This window comes from Streptomyces sp. NPDC051987 (assembly GCF_040680735.1).
Classification (GTDB): Bacteria; Actinomycetota; Actinomycetes; order Streptomycetales; family Streptomycetaceae; genus Streptomyces.
This window is the reverse complement of the sequence record NZ_JBFAXI010000046.1, coordinates 1-18,573: the sequence shown is the minus strand read 5'-3', so window position 1 is coordinate 18,573 and position 18,573 is coordinate 1. Positions and strand designations below refer to the sequence as shown.

General features: G+C 67.2%; 11 protein-coding genes. 6 read left to right on the top strand and 5 right to left on the bottom strand.

Features of this window, described 5'->3' with window-relative positions; genetic code table 11:
- Positions 1-82 precede the first annotated feature (82 nt).
- On the top strand, positions 83-1,189 hold the full coding sequence (locus AB0M11_RS24055) for a hypothetical protein (protein ID WP_365708715.1): 1,107 nt from the start codon (positions 83-85) through the stop codon (positions 1,187-1,189).
- A 15-nt stretch (positions 1,190-1,204) separates the two neighbouring features.
- Here the strand turns inward: AB0M11_RS24055 and AB0M11_RS24050 are convergent, their stop codons facing one another.
- Positions 1,205-1,600: an ATP-binding protein gene (locus tag AB0M11_RS24050; RefSeq protein WP_365708782.1), complete on the bottom strand. Its 396-nt coding sequence runs from the start codon at positions 1,598-1,600 to the stop codon at positions 1,205-1,207.
- A 191-nt stretch (positions 1,601-1,791) separates the two neighbouring features.
- Between AB0M11_RS24050 and AB0M11_RS24045 the strand changes: the two genes are divergently transcribed.
- Together AB0M11_RS24045 and AB0M11_RS24040 are read left to right on the top strand one after the other, a co-directional pair.
- Positions 1,792-2,622: a helix-turn-helix transcriptional regulator gene (locus tag AB0M11_RS24045; RefSeq protein ID WP_365708713.1), complete on the top strand. Its 831-nt coding sequence runs from the start codon at positions 1,792-1,794 to the stop codon at positions 2,620-2,622.
- On the top strand, positions 2,619-2,810 hold the full coding sequence (locus AB0M11_RS24040) for a DUF397 domain-containing protein (RefSeq protein ID WP_365708711.1): 192 nt from the start codon (positions 2,619-2,621) through the stop codon (positions 2,808-2,810). Before AB0M11_RS24045 ends, AB0M11_RS24040 begins: the two co-directional genes overlap by 4 nt.
- Before the next feature lie 66 nt (positions 2,811-2,876).
- On the opposite strand, the gene pglX is transcribed toward AB0M11_RS24040, so the two are convergent.
- The gene (gene pglX, locus AB0M11_RS24035) at positions 2,877-6,629 is read right to left on the bottom strand and encodes a BREX-2 system adenine-specific DNA-methyltransferase PglX (protein ID WP_365708709.1); all 3,753 of its coding nucleotides are present in this window, start codon (positions 6,627-6,629) and stop codon (positions 2,877-2,879) included.
- Positions 6,630-6,890: 261 nt separating this feature from the next.
- On the opposite strand from pglX, the gene AB0M11_RS24030 reads away from it, so the two are divergent.
- The 3 genes from AB0M11_RS24030 to AB0M11_RS24020 are packed head-to-tail and all read left to right on the top strand — an operon-like array spanning position 6,891 to position 10,220.
- Complete coding sequence (locus AB0M11_RS24030) at positions 6,891-7,349, top strand: hypothetical protein (protein ID WP_365708707.1); 459 nt, start codon at positions 6,891-6,893, stop codon at positions 7,347-7,349.
- A 52-nt stretch (positions 7,350-7,401) separates the two neighbouring features.
- Complete coding sequence (locus tag AB0M11_RS24025; protein WP_365708705.1) at positions 7,402-8,754, top strand: AAA family ATPase; 1,353 nt, start codon at positions 7,402-7,404, stop codon at positions 8,752-8,754.
- Positions 8,751-10,220 carry a hypothetical protein gene (locus tag AB0M11_RS24020; RefSeq protein WP_365708703.1) on the top strand — a complete coding sequence of 490 codons (1,470 nt, stop codon included), beginning with the start codon at positions 8,751-8,753 and terminating at the stop codon, positions 10,218-10,220. Before AB0M11_RS24025 ends, AB0M11_RS24020 begins: the two co-directional genes overlap by 4 nt.
- A gap of 43 nt (positions 10,221-10,263) precedes the next feature.
- Here AB0M11_RS24020 and pglW read toward each other — a convergent pair whose 3' ends face one another.
- From pglW to AB0M11_RS24005, 3 genes are all read right to left on the bottom strand, one after another.
- Positions 10,264-14,652 carry a BREX system serine/threonine kinase PglW gene (gene pglW, locus AB0M11_RS24015; protein ID WP_365708700.1) on the bottom strand — a complete coding sequence of 1,463 codons (4,389 nt, stop codon included), beginning with the start codon at positions 14,650-14,652 and terminating at the stop codon, positions 10,264-10,266.
- A 430-nt stretch (positions 14,653-15,082) separates the two neighbouring features.
- A complete protein-coding gene (locus tag AB0M11_RS24010) occupies positions 15,083-16,945 on the bottom strand; it encodes a DUF2075 domain-containing protein (RefSeq protein ID WP_365708698.1) in 1,863 nt (620 codons plus the stop codon).
- A 98-nt stretch (positions 16,946-17,043) separates the two neighbouring features.
- Positions 17,044-18,036 carry a DUF3883 domain-containing protein gene (locus AB0M11_RS24005; RefSeq protein WP_365708696.1) on the bottom strand — a complete coding sequence of 331 codons (993 nt, stop codon included), beginning with the start codon at positions 18,034-18,036 and terminating at the stop codon, positions 17,044-17,046.
- Positions 18,037-18,573: the final 537 nt, after the last annotated feature.

The window sequence follows — 18,573 nt, the reverse complement described above, 5'->3', positions numbered from 1 at the left end:
ATACGACCGTCTTGCGCTCCTTTTTGACCGGCTCCGACACTCGTGACCAGCGGACGTGCTTCATGACCGTGAGGGGGACCCCATGGGGGCCGACGGTATCGAGGGCTTACTGCGCGACCGGTTACTGATCATGGTGAACGACAGGTCGGCGATCGGCCTGCTGCCGCACATCGACGGAAACTCCGGGGGCCTGCTCCTCACGGGCATGGATGCCGCGGTGCGGTGCCGGAACATACGCAACAGCTACCCGGACACGGTCGTGGCCGTCGACTACGGCGGCCACGAGCACCGGGTCGCGACCGTCGACCGGCCCTTCGGCTACCAGGCGGCCGACGGCTGGCACGCACTCGACTCCTCCGGCCTGGAGGAGGTCCTGAACGGCCAGCTCGCCAACAAGGCGGCGTTCGCGGTCACCCCCACCTGCTTCATACCGCCGGACGAGGACGGCGACGCCCGCGTCCTGCGTGCGGTGATCACCCAGGCCGACCGGCTGGAGCGGACCGACACGGTCGTCCTGCTGCCGTGCAGCTACCGCTGGCTGCGGGACGAGTCACTGCTGCACCTGGTGGCGGCGGTGCGGGCCAGCCGGCATCCGGTCGCGCTGATCATGCAGCACGACAAGGACCCGCTGGAGCGGGCGGGCGTGGCCGAGGGCCTGCGCGTGCTGTGCCGGTCGTGTCCGCGTCTGCTGCTGTGGCGTACGGACCTGGCGGCGTTCGATGCGCTGGCGCACGGGGCGCTGGGCACGGCGGTGGGGGTCACCGCCATGCTCCGGCACGGCATGGACCCGCGCCGCAAGGGCCGGGGCTGGCGGCCGTATCCGGTGGTGCTCGTGCGTGATCTGCTGAAGTACCACCGGGTGGAGGTGCTCCAGGACTGGTTCACGCGTGTCGATCCGTGGACCTGCGGGTGCGCGGTGTGCGAGGGCGCCGAGTTGTCGCGGTTCAGCGAGAGCAACGCCGACGTGCGCGAGTCGCAGTGGCACAACACGTGCGAGCTGTACGCACTGCACGACGAGTTGATCTCCGCTGATGCGGGACGGGACCGGCTGGAGTGGTGGCGGCAGATCGTCGACGACGCGGTCGCCCGGCATCACCTGCTGACGTCCGACCTCGGGCAGGAGGTCGCGCATCCTCCGGTGCTGCACTACTGGCAGCAGGCGAGCCCGCCGGCGATTCCGATGCCGTGACGGTCGCATGGACCCTCAGCGGAGATCGATCTCGGCCCAGACGACCTTGCCGGGTCCCGGGCGGTCGGTCACACCCCAACGGGAGGCGAGGGCATCGACGATGACGAGACCACGGCCGTGGTCTGTGGTCGTGTCCGTGATCAACGACGGTGGGGCGACGGGGCGGTCGCCTCGCGCGTCGGCGACCTCGATGCGGAGCGCGTCCGTACGGTGTTCGAGGCGGAGCGCGAAGTCGCGGCCCGGTACGCGGGCGTGGAGTACGGCGTTGGAGGCCAGCTCGGCGACGACGAGGGCCGCGTCGTCGGAGGCGGCCGAGCCGAACGGGATGCCCCAGACGTCGAGTTGGTGCGTGGCGAGGCGGCGGGCGAGGCGGGCACCGCGCCGGGTGGCGCTGAGCTGCTGGAAGAACATGCGTACGGCGACGTCTGATTGGGCCTGAGGTGCGGTCATGCGGTCCAGAGTCACGGGTGGGACCGTGACTCGACAGACACGGCACTAGTACAGCCACGGTTGGGTGGGTTCACTGAGTGGACAGGGTGGGTGACACCCCGTGACCATGGGTGAGTTGATGTCCGGTGGTGTACGTGAGAGGTGGGCCGGGCGTGTTGGACGGCGTCGCGAGCAGTGAACCGGAAGTATCGGACGGCCTCAAGAGCTTCGGCGCGGTCCTGAAGGCGTTGCGGGAGGAAGCGGGCCTGACGCAGGAGGAGTTCGCGCCGCTGGTGCGGTACTCGGTGCACGCGGTGGCCAAGCTGGAGCAGGGGAAGCGGTTCCCCTCGGTGCGGTTCATCGAGCGGGCGGGGGCGGTGCTTGAGGCACCGAGGGTGCTCAAGGCTGCGGCGCGGCATCTGGCGCGGAGGCAGGGGTTGGCGTCTTGGTTTGTGCAGTGGGCTGGGATCGAGGAGGAGGCGGTCTCCCTCTACACGTACGAGTGCCGAGCCATCCCTGGGTTGTTGCAGCCTGAGGCGTACATCCGGGCAATCTTCGAACGCCGATTGCCACCGCTGACGGAGGAGCAGATCGAGCAGCAGGTGGTGGCGCGGCAGGAGCGGCAGCGGTTACTGACGGAACGGCAGAACACAGCCTTCAGCTTCATCATCGAGCAGGCACTCCTGGAGCGACGGGTCGGTGGTGCAGAGGTCACCAGGACCCTCATCGGCCATCTGCTGGAGGCCGGGAACCTACGCAACGTAGAGCTCCAGATCATGTCATTGCGGCAGGAGGAACACGCTGGAGTTGATGGCCAGATGTACCTGGCCGAGACCTCAGAGCACCAGTGGCTCGGCTATACCGAGGGACAGCAGTCGAGCGTCCTGCTCACCAACCCAGATGACGTGAGCGCAATGCTTCAGCGCTATGGCAAGCTGCGGTCGCAGGCGCTCGACCGCGAAGCCACCGTGAGCCTGCTGGAGCAGATGCGAGGAGCACTATGAGTAGCACCGAACTGGACTGGTTCAAGAGCAGCTACAGCGGCAGCTCTGGCGACAACTGCATTGAGGTCGCTGACTGCCCTGGAGTTGTCCGCGTCCGGGACTCCAAGAACAAGGAGGGCGACCAGCTCGCCGTCTCTCGCACCACGTGGTCGACCTTCGTCGCGTACGCGGCAGACACCCGAGTCTGACACCGCTCCAAGGCCCGTGGGGCTGCCAGAGTTCTGGACTCCGGCAGTCCCACTGCCACGTTCCGCCTACTCGGCGTCGAGGGCAGACTGCTCCGGGACGCTCGCCTTCTTCAACGTGGCGGCCTTACGCCCTCGCGCCCGCTTCACAGGCCGCCATGCCTTGAGATCCGTCACGCTGAGCCGATGCTTGCCCATCTGCTCATCGAGGAAGGCATCGCAGTCCTCCGCCGGCACGGACTCCCACTCGGCGTCGTACTCACCGTGCCACTGCCGCACCCAGGGCATGACCTCGTGCAGCCCGGCGAGCAAGGGGGTGATCCGCTCGGTGTCCCAACCGCTCTGCTCCGTACGGTCCTCGATGAGGTTGATGAGCGCCTGGGCCTGATCCTTGTGATCCCATCCGGCCCACCCGAGCAGCACGGTCGGGTCGGCATCGGGCCCGGCTTCCAGATAGGAGATGAACCGCTCCTTGGGCACGTCGAGCTTGCCGCGGTGAGACCAGTAGGAATGTTTGAGGAAGTCGGCGGACGAGTACTTCGGCGGTACGGGGATATCGAGCCTTCGCCCGGTCCGGTCTTCCTCTCGTTGCTGCTCCCAGACCTCTTCCCACTGCTCACGCTTGCGCAGACCGGGGTCCCTGTACCGCATGGCGGCGAGGTACGGCACGTGCTCGTCCGCGATGACGTCGGCGAGCACCTGGCCGAGGGGGAGGTCGGGCTTGTCGAGGTGATCAGAAGCGTAAAGCGCGGCGACGGCGTTGAAGTCAGGGTCGGAACTCAGCGCATCGGCAAGCTGGTTGACGGTGAGCGTACGGGGCTGATTCACCCCGTCACGCAGGCTGAACCACAGCCCGGGGTCCTCACACCGGTCCAGCAACCAGGCACGTAGGGCCACCTTCTCCTTCCTCTCCCAGGGCTCGACCGACCAACGCCGCTTGCACTCGGGCCGTTCAATGAGCGCGATGTCTTTGCGCCGCTCGATGATGTCGATACGAGCCTGCACGATGTCCCGGTACCAACGGGGCCAGTGCCCTGGGATCTCGACAACAGGTGTCGACCCGTGCCGCTCGAACCACGCGGTGTCGGCCTCGCCACTCGCCCGCTTCCGGGCCAGCACAATCTCGAACGCACGCTCACCGAGCTGCACTTCGGGGATGGTGCCCGGGTCGAGTGACGGTACGGTGGTTCGCTCCGTTTCAGCCTCAGATAGCAGCCCGTACAGCCCATACACCTGCCAGTCCAGCTCCTCCTGGAGAGCGATCATGCGTCGACGGATACGCGCATATCCGGTGCTGGCCTCGTCAAAGGCGCCACGAGTAGGAATGTTCCCTTCACTGACAGCGGAAGGTTCCGCCTTTGTCAGCTCCTGGGCCAAAGAATCCAGAAGGCCAGCTACCTCAAGGGGCAATCGGTCAGGCAACGGGAAGTCACTGACCCTGGTTGCGTTGTATTGGTGAAATCGCTCCCACGCCGCGCTTGTGATTCCACCCCCTTCACCCCGGTTTCCCTTGTCGTGGCAAACTTGCTTCAACCAAAAGCAAGCCGTGGATGAGTTGAGAACTCCAAGTAGTTCAAGGTGTTCACCTTCCGTTGCCGCATCGGGCAACTTGATTACGGGTGCAGTCTGCTTGAACACCTTGCCGCCGCGATCCAAAACGAAGTGATTATGTGTCGCAACTTCCGCAAAAGCAATCGAAAATGGTTGCCTATAGCGGCGCGGAAAGAACATACTATGGTCGAACCATCGAAGTCCACGCGATTCAGGATTCTCTCCGAAATCGACTCGCTCCCTTAGTGCTGTCCGATTCGGCCAAAGAAACGCCTCCTCATTAACGGCAACGGTTCGCGGATCGCCCGTTGCCCCGTAGGGGAAGAAGGTCCGCATCGGCGCTGTGAGAAGGTAGTCGCGCACACCGTCGCCAAGCACGACTGGAACGCACCCGTCTTGGAGGCCTCGCGTACGCGCAGCGGTATACGGAAGGTAGAACGCGTCGTCCAAGCCGGTATGAGTCGTCCTCCCCCCCTCACTCATACGTGATGACAGCCGGACCCCAAGCTGCTCCAGTCGAGCCAACAGGGCACCGGCCCCGCCACCGCTTACCGACCATGGATGCGCGGCGAAGATCTCCGCACTCGCATCCTCGACCGACACCCAGTCTGACTCACTCCCAGGCCTACCTGCCTGATCGACGATGGCGCGCCAAACAATCCCCTCAGACGCATTTCGCGGCTGCGATGGCTCCCCTCGAACTCCCAGCACCGCCCGAACCGTCCGATCAGGGTTCGGTACGCGGTTCCGCCCCACGAGAATCACCGTCGGTGTACCGTGCCCCGGAATGAACGCCCCGGACGTATCAATCACATACGATAGCTCAACCCGGTTCCGGAAGACCACCTCAATCAGCTTCTTTCCGAACTCCCGCTTCATAAAGGAGTTCGCGGTGATCTGCCCGACGAAACCACCCCCACCCGTCGAACCACCAGCACCCTTCAAAGCCAACTCAAATAGTCGCTGCGCAAATGGCACTGACAGGGCATAGGTTCCCGCACAGGCGTCGTACGCCGCCCGATAATTCTCGTTCTCCCGCTTGTCTTTCACCGTGATATATGGCGGATTCCCCACCACAACGTGATACGACCCCCGCCCCAGCAGATCAACCTTCCAAGCGAACTCCCCCACATCCTCCGAAGAGTAAACAAAGGCACCACCTCTAGAGTCACCCCCCTCCACCTCCGCAAACAACGTCCCCAAGTCCGTCTGAATACCCGCCGCATCCCGCCCATGCAGCAATGAGTCCCCCACCGCCACATTGATAGGAAAGACCGGCGCATCCGCCAGCCGCCCAGCCCCCGCAGCCCTCATAGCCGCGACCAGCAACCGGAACCGAGCGATACTCACCGCAAAGGGATTCTTGTCGCACCCGTGGACGGACTCCAGAGCCCTCCGCACCACCGACCACTCATCCGCGCCGGGCTCCAACTCCCGCCACTTCTCCACGAGCCGGTCGAAGATGCCCAGCAGGAAGTGCCCGGAGCCACACGCGGGGTCGATCGTCCGCAGCCCCCGCCGTTCAACGCCCCCCGGCCCCTCCACCACGGGATCCAGCCCGAACTCCGCGACGGCCGGCTCCAACGTCAGGTCGAGGATGAACTCCTCCACGAACTCCGGCGTCTGCAACAGCGCGTACGTCTTGCGCGCATGGTCGCTCAGGTCCTGGTACAGGTCACCGAGGAACCGCGTGTCCCACTCCAGATACGAGAAGTCGTAGACGATCCGCCCGTCCGCGTCCCACCGCCGCCAGAATCGCAACAGCTCCGTCGCGGCCTCATAGCCCGGCATCAGCTCCCACAGCGGATTGTGCGCACGGTCGAAGAGACCGGCCACCGTCTCATGGGCCTCCGCAAGATGCGTGAACGCGGCAATCAGCCAGTCCCGGTCGTTGTGATCAGGATGCTCACGGAAGTGCGCCTCGTGCCGCTCCTCCGCCTCGACCAACCGGTCCCCAGGCCCGGCGATGAACGGCGCCTCGATGAGCCCATGGTCCTCACAGAACCGTACGAAGACACAGGCCAGCACCCACGCGACGGCGGCCTGAGTCACCCGCTCGTCCCGCCACGCGCCGTACGTCGCCGCCGTACGCTGCGCCTCGCGGGCCCGCCGGTACTCGGATTCCAGCCGGACGCGGTACTCGTCCTCGGACTCACTACGAGCCCGCAGATCGTCTTCCAGGACAGCGACCTGCCGTCGCAGATCCTTCAGCAGCGCCGCCTGGTCCAGCCCCGCCCGCGCTTCCTGGCCCGTGACCGTCACTCTTCGCATCCCTCTCGCAGCACCACGTCACCCACCGCACATCGCCATACGGTTTCGCATCCCAATCCTGCCAGCACCGTCGGCCGGAACAGCCCCCCGCAGGAGTCATGGCAAAGTACTCTCATCTGCCATGATCACGCCGCTAAGGTGATCACCGTGACGGCTCAGACACCTCCCCCGGTCCCGGCGGCGTCGACCACGCCCGCGGCCCCGGCGCCCGCGACGCCCGTGCCGGCACCCACACCCGCCCACCAACACTCTTTCTTTGAGGTGGGCCGCTCCCACTACGACGCGGCAACGCAACTCGCCAAGTCGTCCCAGCTCTTCGGCTCCGCCGACCACCTTGCCGGGATCGCCGCAGAGTGCGCCATCAAGGCGATGCTCCTCGACTTCTTCGGTTCCACGCAGGACACCCCGCTCGGCATTCCGTACAGCCCGGCGATCAGGAACAGGCCGACGCAGAGCAAGACTCAGGCCAACAAGGCGTGGAAGGACTCCCAGCACGGGCACCTGCCCCACGTCTGGGACCAACTCCTCCTGCTCGCGAACGGCCACCGCGGCGCCACCGTCCTCGCGCAGGTTCCCCAGCAGAACCCCTTTCGGGAATCCGCCGACGAGTGGGACGTGGCCCACCGCTACCGTGACAGCGGCCAGATATCCGAGCAGCGCGTGAAACGTCACCTCGCGGCGGCTCGTACCGTGATCGCCGCCTACCAGCTGGCGAAGTAGCCCAAGCAGAAGCAGAAGACGCAGCCGACGTGGAAAAGCAGGCGCCCGCCCCATGAACCCCACCCGATTCGACGCCGCGTGGAACGCAGCCCTGGGCCACGCCTTCCGTGCCGCCGAAACCGGCCGGGACACCGTCCTCGTACGCGACCTGTTCGGGCGTGCGTCGCTCCTCGTCGACGACGAGGACAACCCGCTGCCTGCCGAGGACCTGGCAGCCCTCGCGGAGGAGTTCCGACGCGACACCCAGGCCTTCGCGGGCGCCCAGGCCGTCCAGACCGCGTCCACCATGTTCGCGCCCGAGATGTTCTTCGACTCTCCCGAACTCGCCGTGGAGGAGGAGGGTGAGCCGGGCAACCACGGCCGGGTCGCCGTACTCGAACGGACCGTCGTGGGCGCCGACTGGGCCCGGGACGCCATAGCGGGGGCCTCGCCGCACCCCGAGGTTCGGGAGCGGCGCGTCGCGCTGTACGGGTTCAAGGGGGGAGTCGGGCGCTCCACCGCCACCGCCGTCCTCGCCCGCTACTTCGCCGAGCAGGGCCGCTGCGTCCTCGTCGTCGACCTCGACCTGGAGTCCCCGGGGGTCTCCTCACTCCTGCACGGCTTCGACCAGCTGCCGGAGTACGGCATCGTCGACCACCTGGTCGAGGCCGGCGTCGGCAACGCCGAAGGGTTGGAGCTCGTCACCCAGAGTTCGTTCTTCGAGCCCTCCCACAGCAACGGCGAGATCTGGCTGGCGCCCGCCGGAGGCCGCCCCCGGGAGGGCTACGACTACCTCGCGAAGCTGAACCGCATCTACAGCGACCTGCCGGCCTCGGAACCGGGCGGCGCGCCCAAGCCGTTCTGCGTGCGGCTGGAGGAGGCCATCGCCGCGTGTGAGGCCCAGGTCGCCGGGATCTCGCGGCAGCCGGACGTGGTCCTGCTCGACAGCCGCGCCGGTATCCACGACATCGCGGCCGTCACCCTGACCCAGCTCAGCGGGCTGTCGCTGCTCTTCGCCGTCGACAACCCGTCCACCTGGTACGGCTACGGCATGCTGCTCTCCCAGTGGAAGCAACGCCCGGACCGCGCCGTCGAGCTGCGCGAGCGGCTCCGCATCGTGGCCGCCATGTTCCGCTCCGCCGGGGACATACAGCGCCTGCACAAGCTCCGCGACAACGCTCAGAAGATGTTCGCCGACACGCTCTACGACGACGCGGAGGGCGCGGACCTGGACGCATTCCACCCCGCCCTCGAGGACGACCAGGCCCCGCACTCGCCCATCCCGATCCTCTTCAGCCATGACCTGATCGGCCTCGACCCGCTCCAGGACCGCGACTGGCCCGAACTGCCCTTCGTGGAGGCCGCGTACAAGAGGTTCCTCAGCGAGGTCGATGAACTGGTCTTCCCGCGCGAGGAGCTGTCATGACGGACTCGCTGTCCACCGACGAGTACCGGACGCTGCTGGCCACCGCTCCCGGCAGCGCCTTCGACGCCGACACCGTCAGCCCGGACGTCACGCGGCTGTTCACTCCGTCGAGCCACCGGCGCGCGCTGGACCCCGACGTGACGGTGGTGCGCGGCGCCCGCGGTTCCGGCAAGACCGTGTGGACCAAGGTGCTCAGCGACGACCGGATGCGCGAGATCGCGGCGGCCTCGTACATGATGCCCCGACTGGACCGGATGACGGTCGCCACGGGGCATGCGCGGGGCGGCGAGCCCAACCTGCACCACCCCAGCAAGAGCGTCATCAGCAAGCTCGTGGACGATGGCGTCAAGCCCCAGCACCTCTGGTCCGCGGTGGTCCTGACCGGACTCCGGGCCCCGGAGATCCTGCGCATCGAGGGCTGGGACAAGCGGGTCCGCTGGGTCGCCGACCACATGGAGTCCTACGAACGCGCCCTGTGGACGACGGACCAGGAGGCCCGCAAGAGCGGCCGCACCTGTCTGCTGATCTTCGACGCCCTGGAGCACCTCCACAACGACCGGCAGGTGGTCGACCGGCTGGTGTCCGGCCTCTTCGAGGTGGCGCTCGACCTCCGGATGAGCACCAGCGCGATCCGGGCGAAGATCTTCGTCCGCCCGGACATGTACGAGAGCGCCCCCAAGCACTTCCCGGACGCGTCGAAACTCGGAGCCAACGCGACCGACCTGACCTGGACGACGGAGAATCTGTACGGCCTGCTCTACCACCAGCTGGGCAATCACCCGAGCCCGGAGGCGGAGAAGTTCCGGGCGTCGACCGGCAGTTGGCGCAGGGAGGGCGAAGGCCGGTTCATCGCGCCCGTCGACGTCATCGCCACCCCGGAACGTCAGCGCGATCTGTTCGTCGCGATGGCCGGCCCGTACATGGGCCCGAGTCACCGCCGCGGCTACACGTACACCTGGCTTCCGAACCACCTGCAGGACGGCCGGGGCCAGGTGAGTCCGCGCACCCTGCTCCAAGCGGTCTCCACGGCGGCGACGATCAGCCGGGACCGGCATCCCACGCACGAGCACGCCCTCCACTACGACGCCATCCGGGAGTCCGTGAGTACGGCTTCCCAGATCCGCGTGGACGAGATCACGGAGGACATCCGCTGGGCCGCCGTCGCCGTCGAGCAGCTGCGGGGCGGTCAGGTGCCGATGCAGCCGTCCGTGGTCCTCGCCTACTGGCGGGACGCCTCCCTCTCCGCGCAGCTGCGCGAGGTTCTGGCGAACAGCTCGCAGGGCAGCGGGCCGGAGGACGTCGACAACCACCGCGAGCTGATCGACGAGCTGGAGAGGCTCGGCGTGATGACACGGCGCGCGGCGGGCGCCACCGACCTGCGCGACTACGCGGTCGACATCCCCGACGTCTACCGCCTGGCCTTCGGCATCGGCCGCAAGGGCGGCGTTTCCAGGCGCTCGCAATGACGACCGGCAGGAACCTGCGCCCGCTGTCGGCAGCGGCGCGGGTCTAGGCCGCCGCCGCTGCCACCGTCGCCAGGAAGTCGCCGTCGAGGTAGGCCCGTTCGCCGTCCCCGCCGATCACCTCAACTGTCCGTCCGTCCAGGTGCGGGACCTGTGTCCGGGTGTCGACCGGGCACAGCAGCCATAGCCCGTGCGGGTCGTCGGCCGGGCGGCGGGCCGCCGTCTGGAGGCGGACCAGGAGGTCGTGGCCGCCCTCGTCCCAGTACCGGGCGAGCAGCCCCGCGTCATGCAGGAAGAGGACCGTGCGCGGTGCTGCGGCCCGCTCCAGCAGTACGGCCTCCAGGCGCACCCACACCGCACGTACGAACGAAGCCAGACCACGCTTGATGTGCCCCGGCGCGGAGCCCGCGTCGGCGCGCAGGACCTTCTCCCAGTCCTGCCCCTTCTCCGCCGCCAGCGCGCGGAACTCGGCGAGGAACTCCCGTCCCAGGTCGACGCGTTCGACGGGGAAGGCCGCGGCCACCGCCTCGGCGGCACCCGGCAGCCGGCTGCCCTTCACGGTCAGCGCGAGGAATCCGCCGCGCTGCACGCTGGAGGCGAGCCTGGCACGGGTGGCGGCATGCAGATCGCCGTCCACCTCCGCGACTGCCGGGACGCCGTGCCCGGGTGGCAGGTAGCTGGTGCCCGTCCCCGTCGACGTCCACTGGCCGATCGCCTCCAGGGTCGGCGGGAAGAACCGCTCCAGCTTGGTGTCGTACCGGAGGTCGAAGCGCGCCTCCCTGAGCGGGTCCTCCAGCTCGACGTACGTCGGCTCCCGCTCCCCGGAGAGCGCGTCGAGCACCGGGAAGCGTGCGCGCAGCCGCGCCAGCAGCTCGGCGACCGAGATGCCACGGTCCCGTCGTACTCCCGCTCCCGCCTGGGAGATGCGCAGGGCGCGGTCCAGACTGAGGTCACGGGGATACAGCTCGAGGCGCGGAGTGACCTCGGTGCCCACGGCGACAGCGGCCGCCAGGGCGACCAGCCGGGTGTCCGCGAGCGGGGCGAAGCCCTCCGGAGCGGGCACCGCACGCAGGTCGCGGACCACCGCGGCCCGCCCCGGCAACGGCTCCTGGCGCGCCAGACGCTCCGCGACCGTACCCAACTCGGCCGTGTAGTCGGCCAGTTCACGGGGGCTGGGGTCGTCGGTGCCGGGCAGCGACTCCAGGGCGATCAGTACGGTGTCACCTCGCCGGTGCACGGCCAGTCGCGGCTCGTGTTGCTCCGCGCCCTCGCCGTCCCACAGCTCGGCCTCGGTGGCGGCCCGTACGACGGCAAGCGCCCTGGCGAGCGTGCGCTCGGGCGTGTCGTCTCCCGCGCCGTGCCGGACCCGCAGCTCGGCGGCGGCCTCCTGCGCGGTCAGGACCCGTCCGGCCGCGGTCACGATCTCGACCAGCTCTTCGCGTACCCGCCCCAGCCAGTCCGCCTCGGCCCACTGCTTGATCTCGATACGGTGATGGCGGGAGACCGGCGGCTGCTTGATCTCGAGGTGGTCGGCGATGCGGGCCTGGACGGGCCAGGGTCCCAACGGCGACAGGCCGCCCTCCTCGGGCGGCAGACCGAGCGTGAGCCGGACCACGGGCGCACGGTGGGAACCCTTGCGGCCGGGCTCGGGGGTGAGCCGGGCCGCCATGTCGTCGATCGACAGGACCAGCGGTCCGTCCGACGCGGGGTCGCCGTCCGTGCGCGCGGCCGGGGCGGCCGGTCGGGCGTCGGCCCCGGCGGGCTGCCGCAGCGCGACCGCCCACTGCTTGCGACGCCGGTTGAGTTCCTTGCGTACGAGCGCGCCGGCGCCTCGCGCCTTCGAGATCGCGTACGGCTGGACGTCGAGCAGTTCCCCCACTGTGGTGGCCCCCAGCCCGTGTGCCACGGACACGGCCCGGGGCGACAGGCCCGCGGCCTCGAGCAGGGTCCCGGCATCCGCCGCCGCCGCGGCGGTGTCGCGGGCCTCCTCGGCGTCCTCGGCCTGGGTGCCGACCGTGGCCGGGGTGGTGGCCGGCCTGGTCGCGTCGGCCGCCCGGAACACCTCGCGCCACTCGTCGTGCATCTGCCGCAGCGTGTCGAAGCGCTGTTCGGTGTCGCGGTGCAGTGCCCGTCGGAAGAAGGACGTGAGACCGTCGCTGAGGGCCGGTTCGAACAGCTCTGACGCGACGTACAGTTCCGCGGACTCGTTGGTGAGCGGGTCCAGCTGTCCGTCGCCCCACATGGGGCGCTCGCCGGCGGCCATCTCGTGGAGGGTGACGGCCGCCGCGTACCGCTCGGCGTGGTCGTCGTAGTACGGCCGCCGCAGGGAGTCGAGAAACGGGTCGAGGTAGCCGCGCGTGCCCGCCTTGATGTCACGCTCGGAGGCGTCGGCGAGGGAGAAGTCGAACAGCTTCAGGCGCCAGATCCGGTCCTTGCTGTGGTGGATGCCGAAGTTGTCGGGCTTCAGGTCTCGGTGGAGGACTCCGTTGGCGGCCAGTTGGTCCATCGCCCTGAACAGGTCGTCGCCGAAGCGCTCCAGCTCGTGGTAGGTCAGCTTGCCCTTGCCTCGCAGCCGGGCACCCAGGGACTGCTCACCGGCGTACTCGAGCTGCAGGACGGTCCGTCCGCCGATCTCGCGCAATCCCTCGCCCCGCAGCTGCACGATCGCGCCGCCGCCCACCTCCTTGAGAACGGCCGCCTCGGCACGCAGCCGTTCCGCCTTCTGCTCGTCCAGGGCGACCTTGAAGACCCACTCGTCGATCTGTACGTCGCCGTCCTCGTCCTCGACAGCGCGCTCCACGAGAAGGGCGCGGGCGGTGGCGCCGGTGCCGAGGACGCGCCGTACGGACCATTCCGCGTCGAGCGACTGGCCGGGCAGTGCCTCCAGCGGGTCGACCCCGACGGCGGTGGGTGCCTCGGGCAGCACGCTGGCGCACTCCGCCCTGTCCAGCAGGTCGAGGAACTCCTCGGCGGAGCCGAGCCGTTCGTTGACGTCGGAGCGGGTCGCCTTGAAGACCAGCTCGTCGAGCGCGTCCGAGAAGCCGTCGGCGACGGAGTACAGATGCAGGCCCGCGTCGGTGCGCAGGCGCTCGCTCAGGGCACTTCGCTGCGTGGCGGGGGGCTGACCGGTGAGGATCAGGTACGCCACCGCGCCGAGCCCGAACATGTCCAGGTCGGCCGGATCCGCGTACGGCTGGTCGGTCTCGGGGGCGAGGTAGAGACGGGCCGCGTCCTCGATCAGAGCGGCGTCGAGCGCCGAGCCGCCGATGGAGCGGAAGAAGGTGGCATTGCTGTCGAAGTCGCGGGCCGCCGTCTGCCAGTCGGTGATGCGCAGCTCGGGGCGTGTGCCGTCGGACCTGAAGGAGACGTAGACGGAGGAGGCCGCCAAGGCGCGGTGGTAGAGGGAGCGGTTGTGGGCGTAGCGGACGGCCTCGGCCAGCTGTCGTACGAGATCGAGGCGGTTCTCCGGGGTGAGCTTGCCGCCGTAGGTCGCCAGGTACTGGTCGAGGCGCAGGTCCGTGTGCCGGTGGCGGAAGAGGATCGCAGGTCCGCCCTGATGCTCGCGGATCTCGACGGCCTCGACGATGCCGCGATGCGTGACGCCCTGCAGGACCTGGTACTCGCGGCGGGCGGCACGATCGGTGGACTTCTTCGCCGCCTCGGTCGCCATGTCGCCGACCAGGTAGATGCGGACCCGGCCTTCCTCCTGGACGAGTCCGTCGTCGCGTGTGGCCAGGCGGTCCTCCCAGGACTGCCCGCGGTCCAGGGGGTGCGGCTGCAGCTTCCAGGCGTCGCCGAACCTGAGATGGGCCGTGGACTGCTGGACGCCGATGGCCTTCAGCAGACGCGGCAGCGTGTTCCGGGAGAAGTCGGGCGTGATACGGCGGTCGGGGCGGTCCGGCGGCAGACCGAGGAAGTCCTGCCAGATGCGCTTCAGGCCGGTGGGGCGGTCGTCACGACCGTAGACCTTCACCCTCTGGACGTCGTCGAGATGGCTCTCGAGGTCCGGAGCCGAGAGGAAGATCGCCGGTTCCACGCGCGGCACGGACCGCTCCGGGATGCCCAGTTTGCGCGCCGCCCACAGGAGTCTGCTCTTGAGATCTTTCGACTTGGCGTCGTTGAAGTGGAGCGGGTTGTTGATCGTCCTGGTGCGGTCGGAGCCGTGGAAGTTCCAGGTGGATCCGTTGTTCTCCAGCCGCCCTGGATGGCTCTTGATCTCGACCAGGTAGAGGCCCGCGGGCACCGCGATCAGCAGGTCGCACTCGTTGATACGCCCCGACTGCGCGGTGAAGGAGAACGTGGCCCAGGCCCGATACGGCTCGGCGGCCGGCATCAGGCGGCGGACATGGTCGAGAGCGTCCTGCTCCCAGGGGTACGGAGACGGCCGCTCCTGGAACCACTGCTGCGCCGGACGCGGCGGTCCGGGCTTGGGCACCGGACGCGAGTCTCCTGCCGTCACCGTCCGACCTCCGCTGTCTGCTTCCCGGTCCCTGCTCGGGACGAAACTCCCTGGTTGACCTTACCGCTGCCTACCGATAGCCCGGATCTGTGTTTCTCTCACGGCTGTGCCCCTTGCCGCCCGGCGACCTCCCGCTCGGTGACCGGATTGCCTGTCGCGGTCCCGCCCCGGGACATCACGGTGGCCATCAGGCACATCGCTCGATCCGCGTGAGGCTGGATTCGTGGGCGATCTCAGTGTCGGCGCGAGGAGGAACGCCCTGCCGAGGATCAGTGAGAGCGGTTCGTCCTCGAACGGCAGGGAAAAAACTGTCGCGCTCGCCTCGTGCAGGGACGATGCGGAAGTAGGCGCCGCCCGGTTCCTCGAAGGCACCGGCGAACCAGGTGGGTGGCGAAGGGCTACTCACTCACGGAGTCTGCTTTATCCCAGTCGGGACCAGGCTAGCCAGCATGGCCCGAGTCTCGGGATCGGTTGAGTATAGTACGGTACCGGCCAGCCCCCGCGTGAGTAGCACTTTGTATGTATTTCGAATAAGGTGACCGAAAGCTTCTGGCGTCGCCTTTTTCACGGAGTAGTCCTTACTCTCTCTAGGAACAGCGCGCCATCCATTTCCGCGCCACACCAGGTCAGGACCGAAGATCACTCCGTTCCAGGCATACTCGAATCCTTGGGCCGTGTAAATGCACCCGATCTGCCCGAAGCCTGACGGATCAGTGGCCCACAGCGAGGATACGGGTGCCCCACCCACAGGTTTCTCACCTCTAACGTTCCAGGGCTTACGCCATTCCCCAATAACCACGTCGTCGACCAGGCTGCCGTCACTCCGCGGATCGCTCCACTGCCAGCAGAATCCCGCCGTCACGCGAGAGGTGTAGCCCGATTCTTGTCGGCCACGGAGGTAGCTCTCCATCTCTTCGGGCGATTCGGCGACGAGTAACTCGAAATTTTCCTCAGGCTGCCACTGGATCGGACCACCAGGCTCAAGGCCGAGGAGACGGAGGACCCAGTGTTCGTAGGCACGACTCCCACCGCATCGGAACTGGCTGTTGAGATCGACATGGCGAACAATGCAGCCTCGCGCCTGAGCAGCCTCGTCGATAGTCTCGACACGTCCCATCTCCCCCGGCCTCACGACCTGATGCTCGTCGAGCAGGAAGACGGGGACCCTGGCTGCGTCGATGAGTTCCTCCACTTGACTTCGACCGCTCCGATGCCCGGCGTACGGGCCCTGCCTCTCCGACCGCTGACGAATGCGATGGGCTTCGTCACAGATCAGGACATCCAGCCCGTTTCGTTCAGCGTTTGTGAAGTCGAAGAAATAACGGAAGAGCTTTGGAATACGGCCGTTCTTAGTGCCGACGACGTGCCGGAGAGTCGTGGTGAAGGACTTGGAGCCGGTGGCGTGGACAACGCTTCGCCCGTTCCTTCCGAGGTGTCCCATGAGGTGCAGCGCAATGATGCTCTTACCCGAACCAGGACCCCCGGATATCACTATGACTTCCTTTTGGCCGGACTGTCGCGACAGGTCCGCCGCCCGCTTCACCAAACGAGCCGCAACCTCTTGCTCATCCATCAAGATGAACTCGCCGCCGTCAATTAACTCGGCAGCAGCGGCACGCATTAGCTGACGACCGGGAGTATGAGGGCTAGCCAGGAGAGAATCTCCTTCTGGCGAACCATCCAAGGCAGAGAGACGGGTCCGCAGATACTTAATAAGTTCGCCGCGGGAGGTATCCGTGAAAAGTTGCGCACTCGCGTCAGGCAATCTTAATAGTTCACTGACACCCTGATCGACTGCGTTGTGCAGATAGGCCACGCCCGCGACGGCGTCCTCTTGATCACTCAGTACATTGGTGAAGTCCTGCAGGTAATCGCAATAGCGGCGTACTTGGACCACAGGATGTAGAGTCGGCGGCCGGTTGTGCATCCCCGCTACTAAGCAGAGGTTGTCAGTGCCAGGAACGAGGTGCGCTTCGCTCCACTGCTTGAGCTCGACGATGACGTAAGACGGTCTGCCCGTCGCGGGGTGGGAGCCGGCGAGGACAACGTCTGCGCGCAGGCTGGTAAGGGGTAATCGGTACTCGATCAGCACATCGATGTCATCAAGGCCCGCGTCGCACAGGACCTCTGCCAGGGCCGGAAGGCTGTTCTCCCACGAGCGTCGTTCACTGGGCGACGGGTTCTGGAAGAGCACGGCGCGGTACTTCTGCGCGAGCCGCTCGAAGAGGGCTCCGCCACTGCACCGATCGAACAGTGCACGTGCGGACATGCGAAGAAGATGCACGGACGATCTCCATAAGGGCGGTGGGCTCGAAGGCGAGGGGCCGGCGGAGGCTTCCGGAACCCCCTGAACGTGCATCTGAGCAGTCAGGCGAGCGGTAGTCGGTACTCGAAGCTCCGCGGCCTCAGGTCCTCCTCAGCCGGCGCCCAGTCATGAAGGTGCAACACCCTGCCGCCAGTCGCGTTGTAGTTGTCGGTCTGCATGTCCACCTTGATGTCACTGACCACAAACAGGTCCACGGTGTTCTGCGGGTCCCGGGCATGCTCGACCTCATTGATCGTCAGATCGACGCTCGTGGCCGCTCCCGTTGTCCCCTTCACCTCGACGCGGCGCTCTTCCCCGCCACGAGTGCATTGGAGGTCGTACGGCTTGCCCAGGCGTTCGACTGTCCAACCCTCCCCCTCGTAGTGAGCGACTGCCATGTCCTCCGCGTGCAGTTCGATGGCCTTGCGCTTCTTGGGGTCGGAGACGAAGCCCGCTCCACTGGAGGGCCGCTTCGGTGGCTTGGGCGGCTTCACCTGCTCCGCGGTAAAGCCGGGGGTGCGGTTCAGGGCCACCGCCTGCTGTTCGGCCCAGTTCGCCCGGATCCCGGCCACATCGAGCAACGGCTGCGGATCCATGTCGACGAGCACGCCTACGCCTTGTTGAGTCCCTGAAACACGTATGGCGTCACTGGCAGCCGTTCCAAGCGGCCCGTCCTCATCGAGACCGACCTCGTGGAGTACAGCCAACGGCTCGATGCCGAAGCGCACCGGGTACTTGATTGCGTTCTCGGCTTCCTCGTCCGGCCAGTGAGGAGCCTCTGCCTCGTAGAAGTTCTCACGTACTTCGAACAGATACAGAGTGATCCTTTTGGTACTCCATACGTCGAGTTTTACGCGCGGCCCCACTCCCGTGCCCAGCACTGCGAAGCGTGGGCGCGCGGACCGGTACTCCGGCCTCCACCGAGGGAACCCCCACGACCGGGTTTCGATCCCGTACTGCAGGTTGCGCTGGGTTTCGCGCGATTGGCCGACGTGGACCATCACGAAAGAGGCCGTCCGCGGCGGACGGTGGAGGGGGGCAGGAAGGTCGTCCATGCGGCTGTCCTCGCGCCTCGACAAGTGCCTTCCTCCGTGACCGCCTGCCTCTGCATCGGTCCAAACGATCGGCTGAGCTTCACGACCAGTCCGCATGACGATCATATTTTCATATAACTAGGGCCATCGGGCGGCGACTTGGCAACGCAGACCAGACACAGGGCGGGAGGGGCGACGTCGCGCCCCAACTTCACGGAACCGATCACCGGCCGATGTCCCGTCAGCTTGCACTGGCCCCGCTTCAACCAGGGCCCGCTGGTTCGCCCGGTCTTGGCCACCCGCGATCTGTATTCCCATCAAGCCGAGTGGCCCGACCCACCAACGACAATGCCGACGACGCGTATATCGCTGGCTCGCCCCGCGTGGGCCGTCAGTGGGGACCGCATCGAGACGGTGGGTGCAAGTGAGGTGGCGCGGGAGTCGGATCACGCTTCACCACGGGTGTCGGCGACGGGTGAAAACTGACCGCTGAACGGCGGATCAACGGTGACCCACCTCGCGATCGTCTGATCATCCTGATCTTCATTGAGGGGTCAG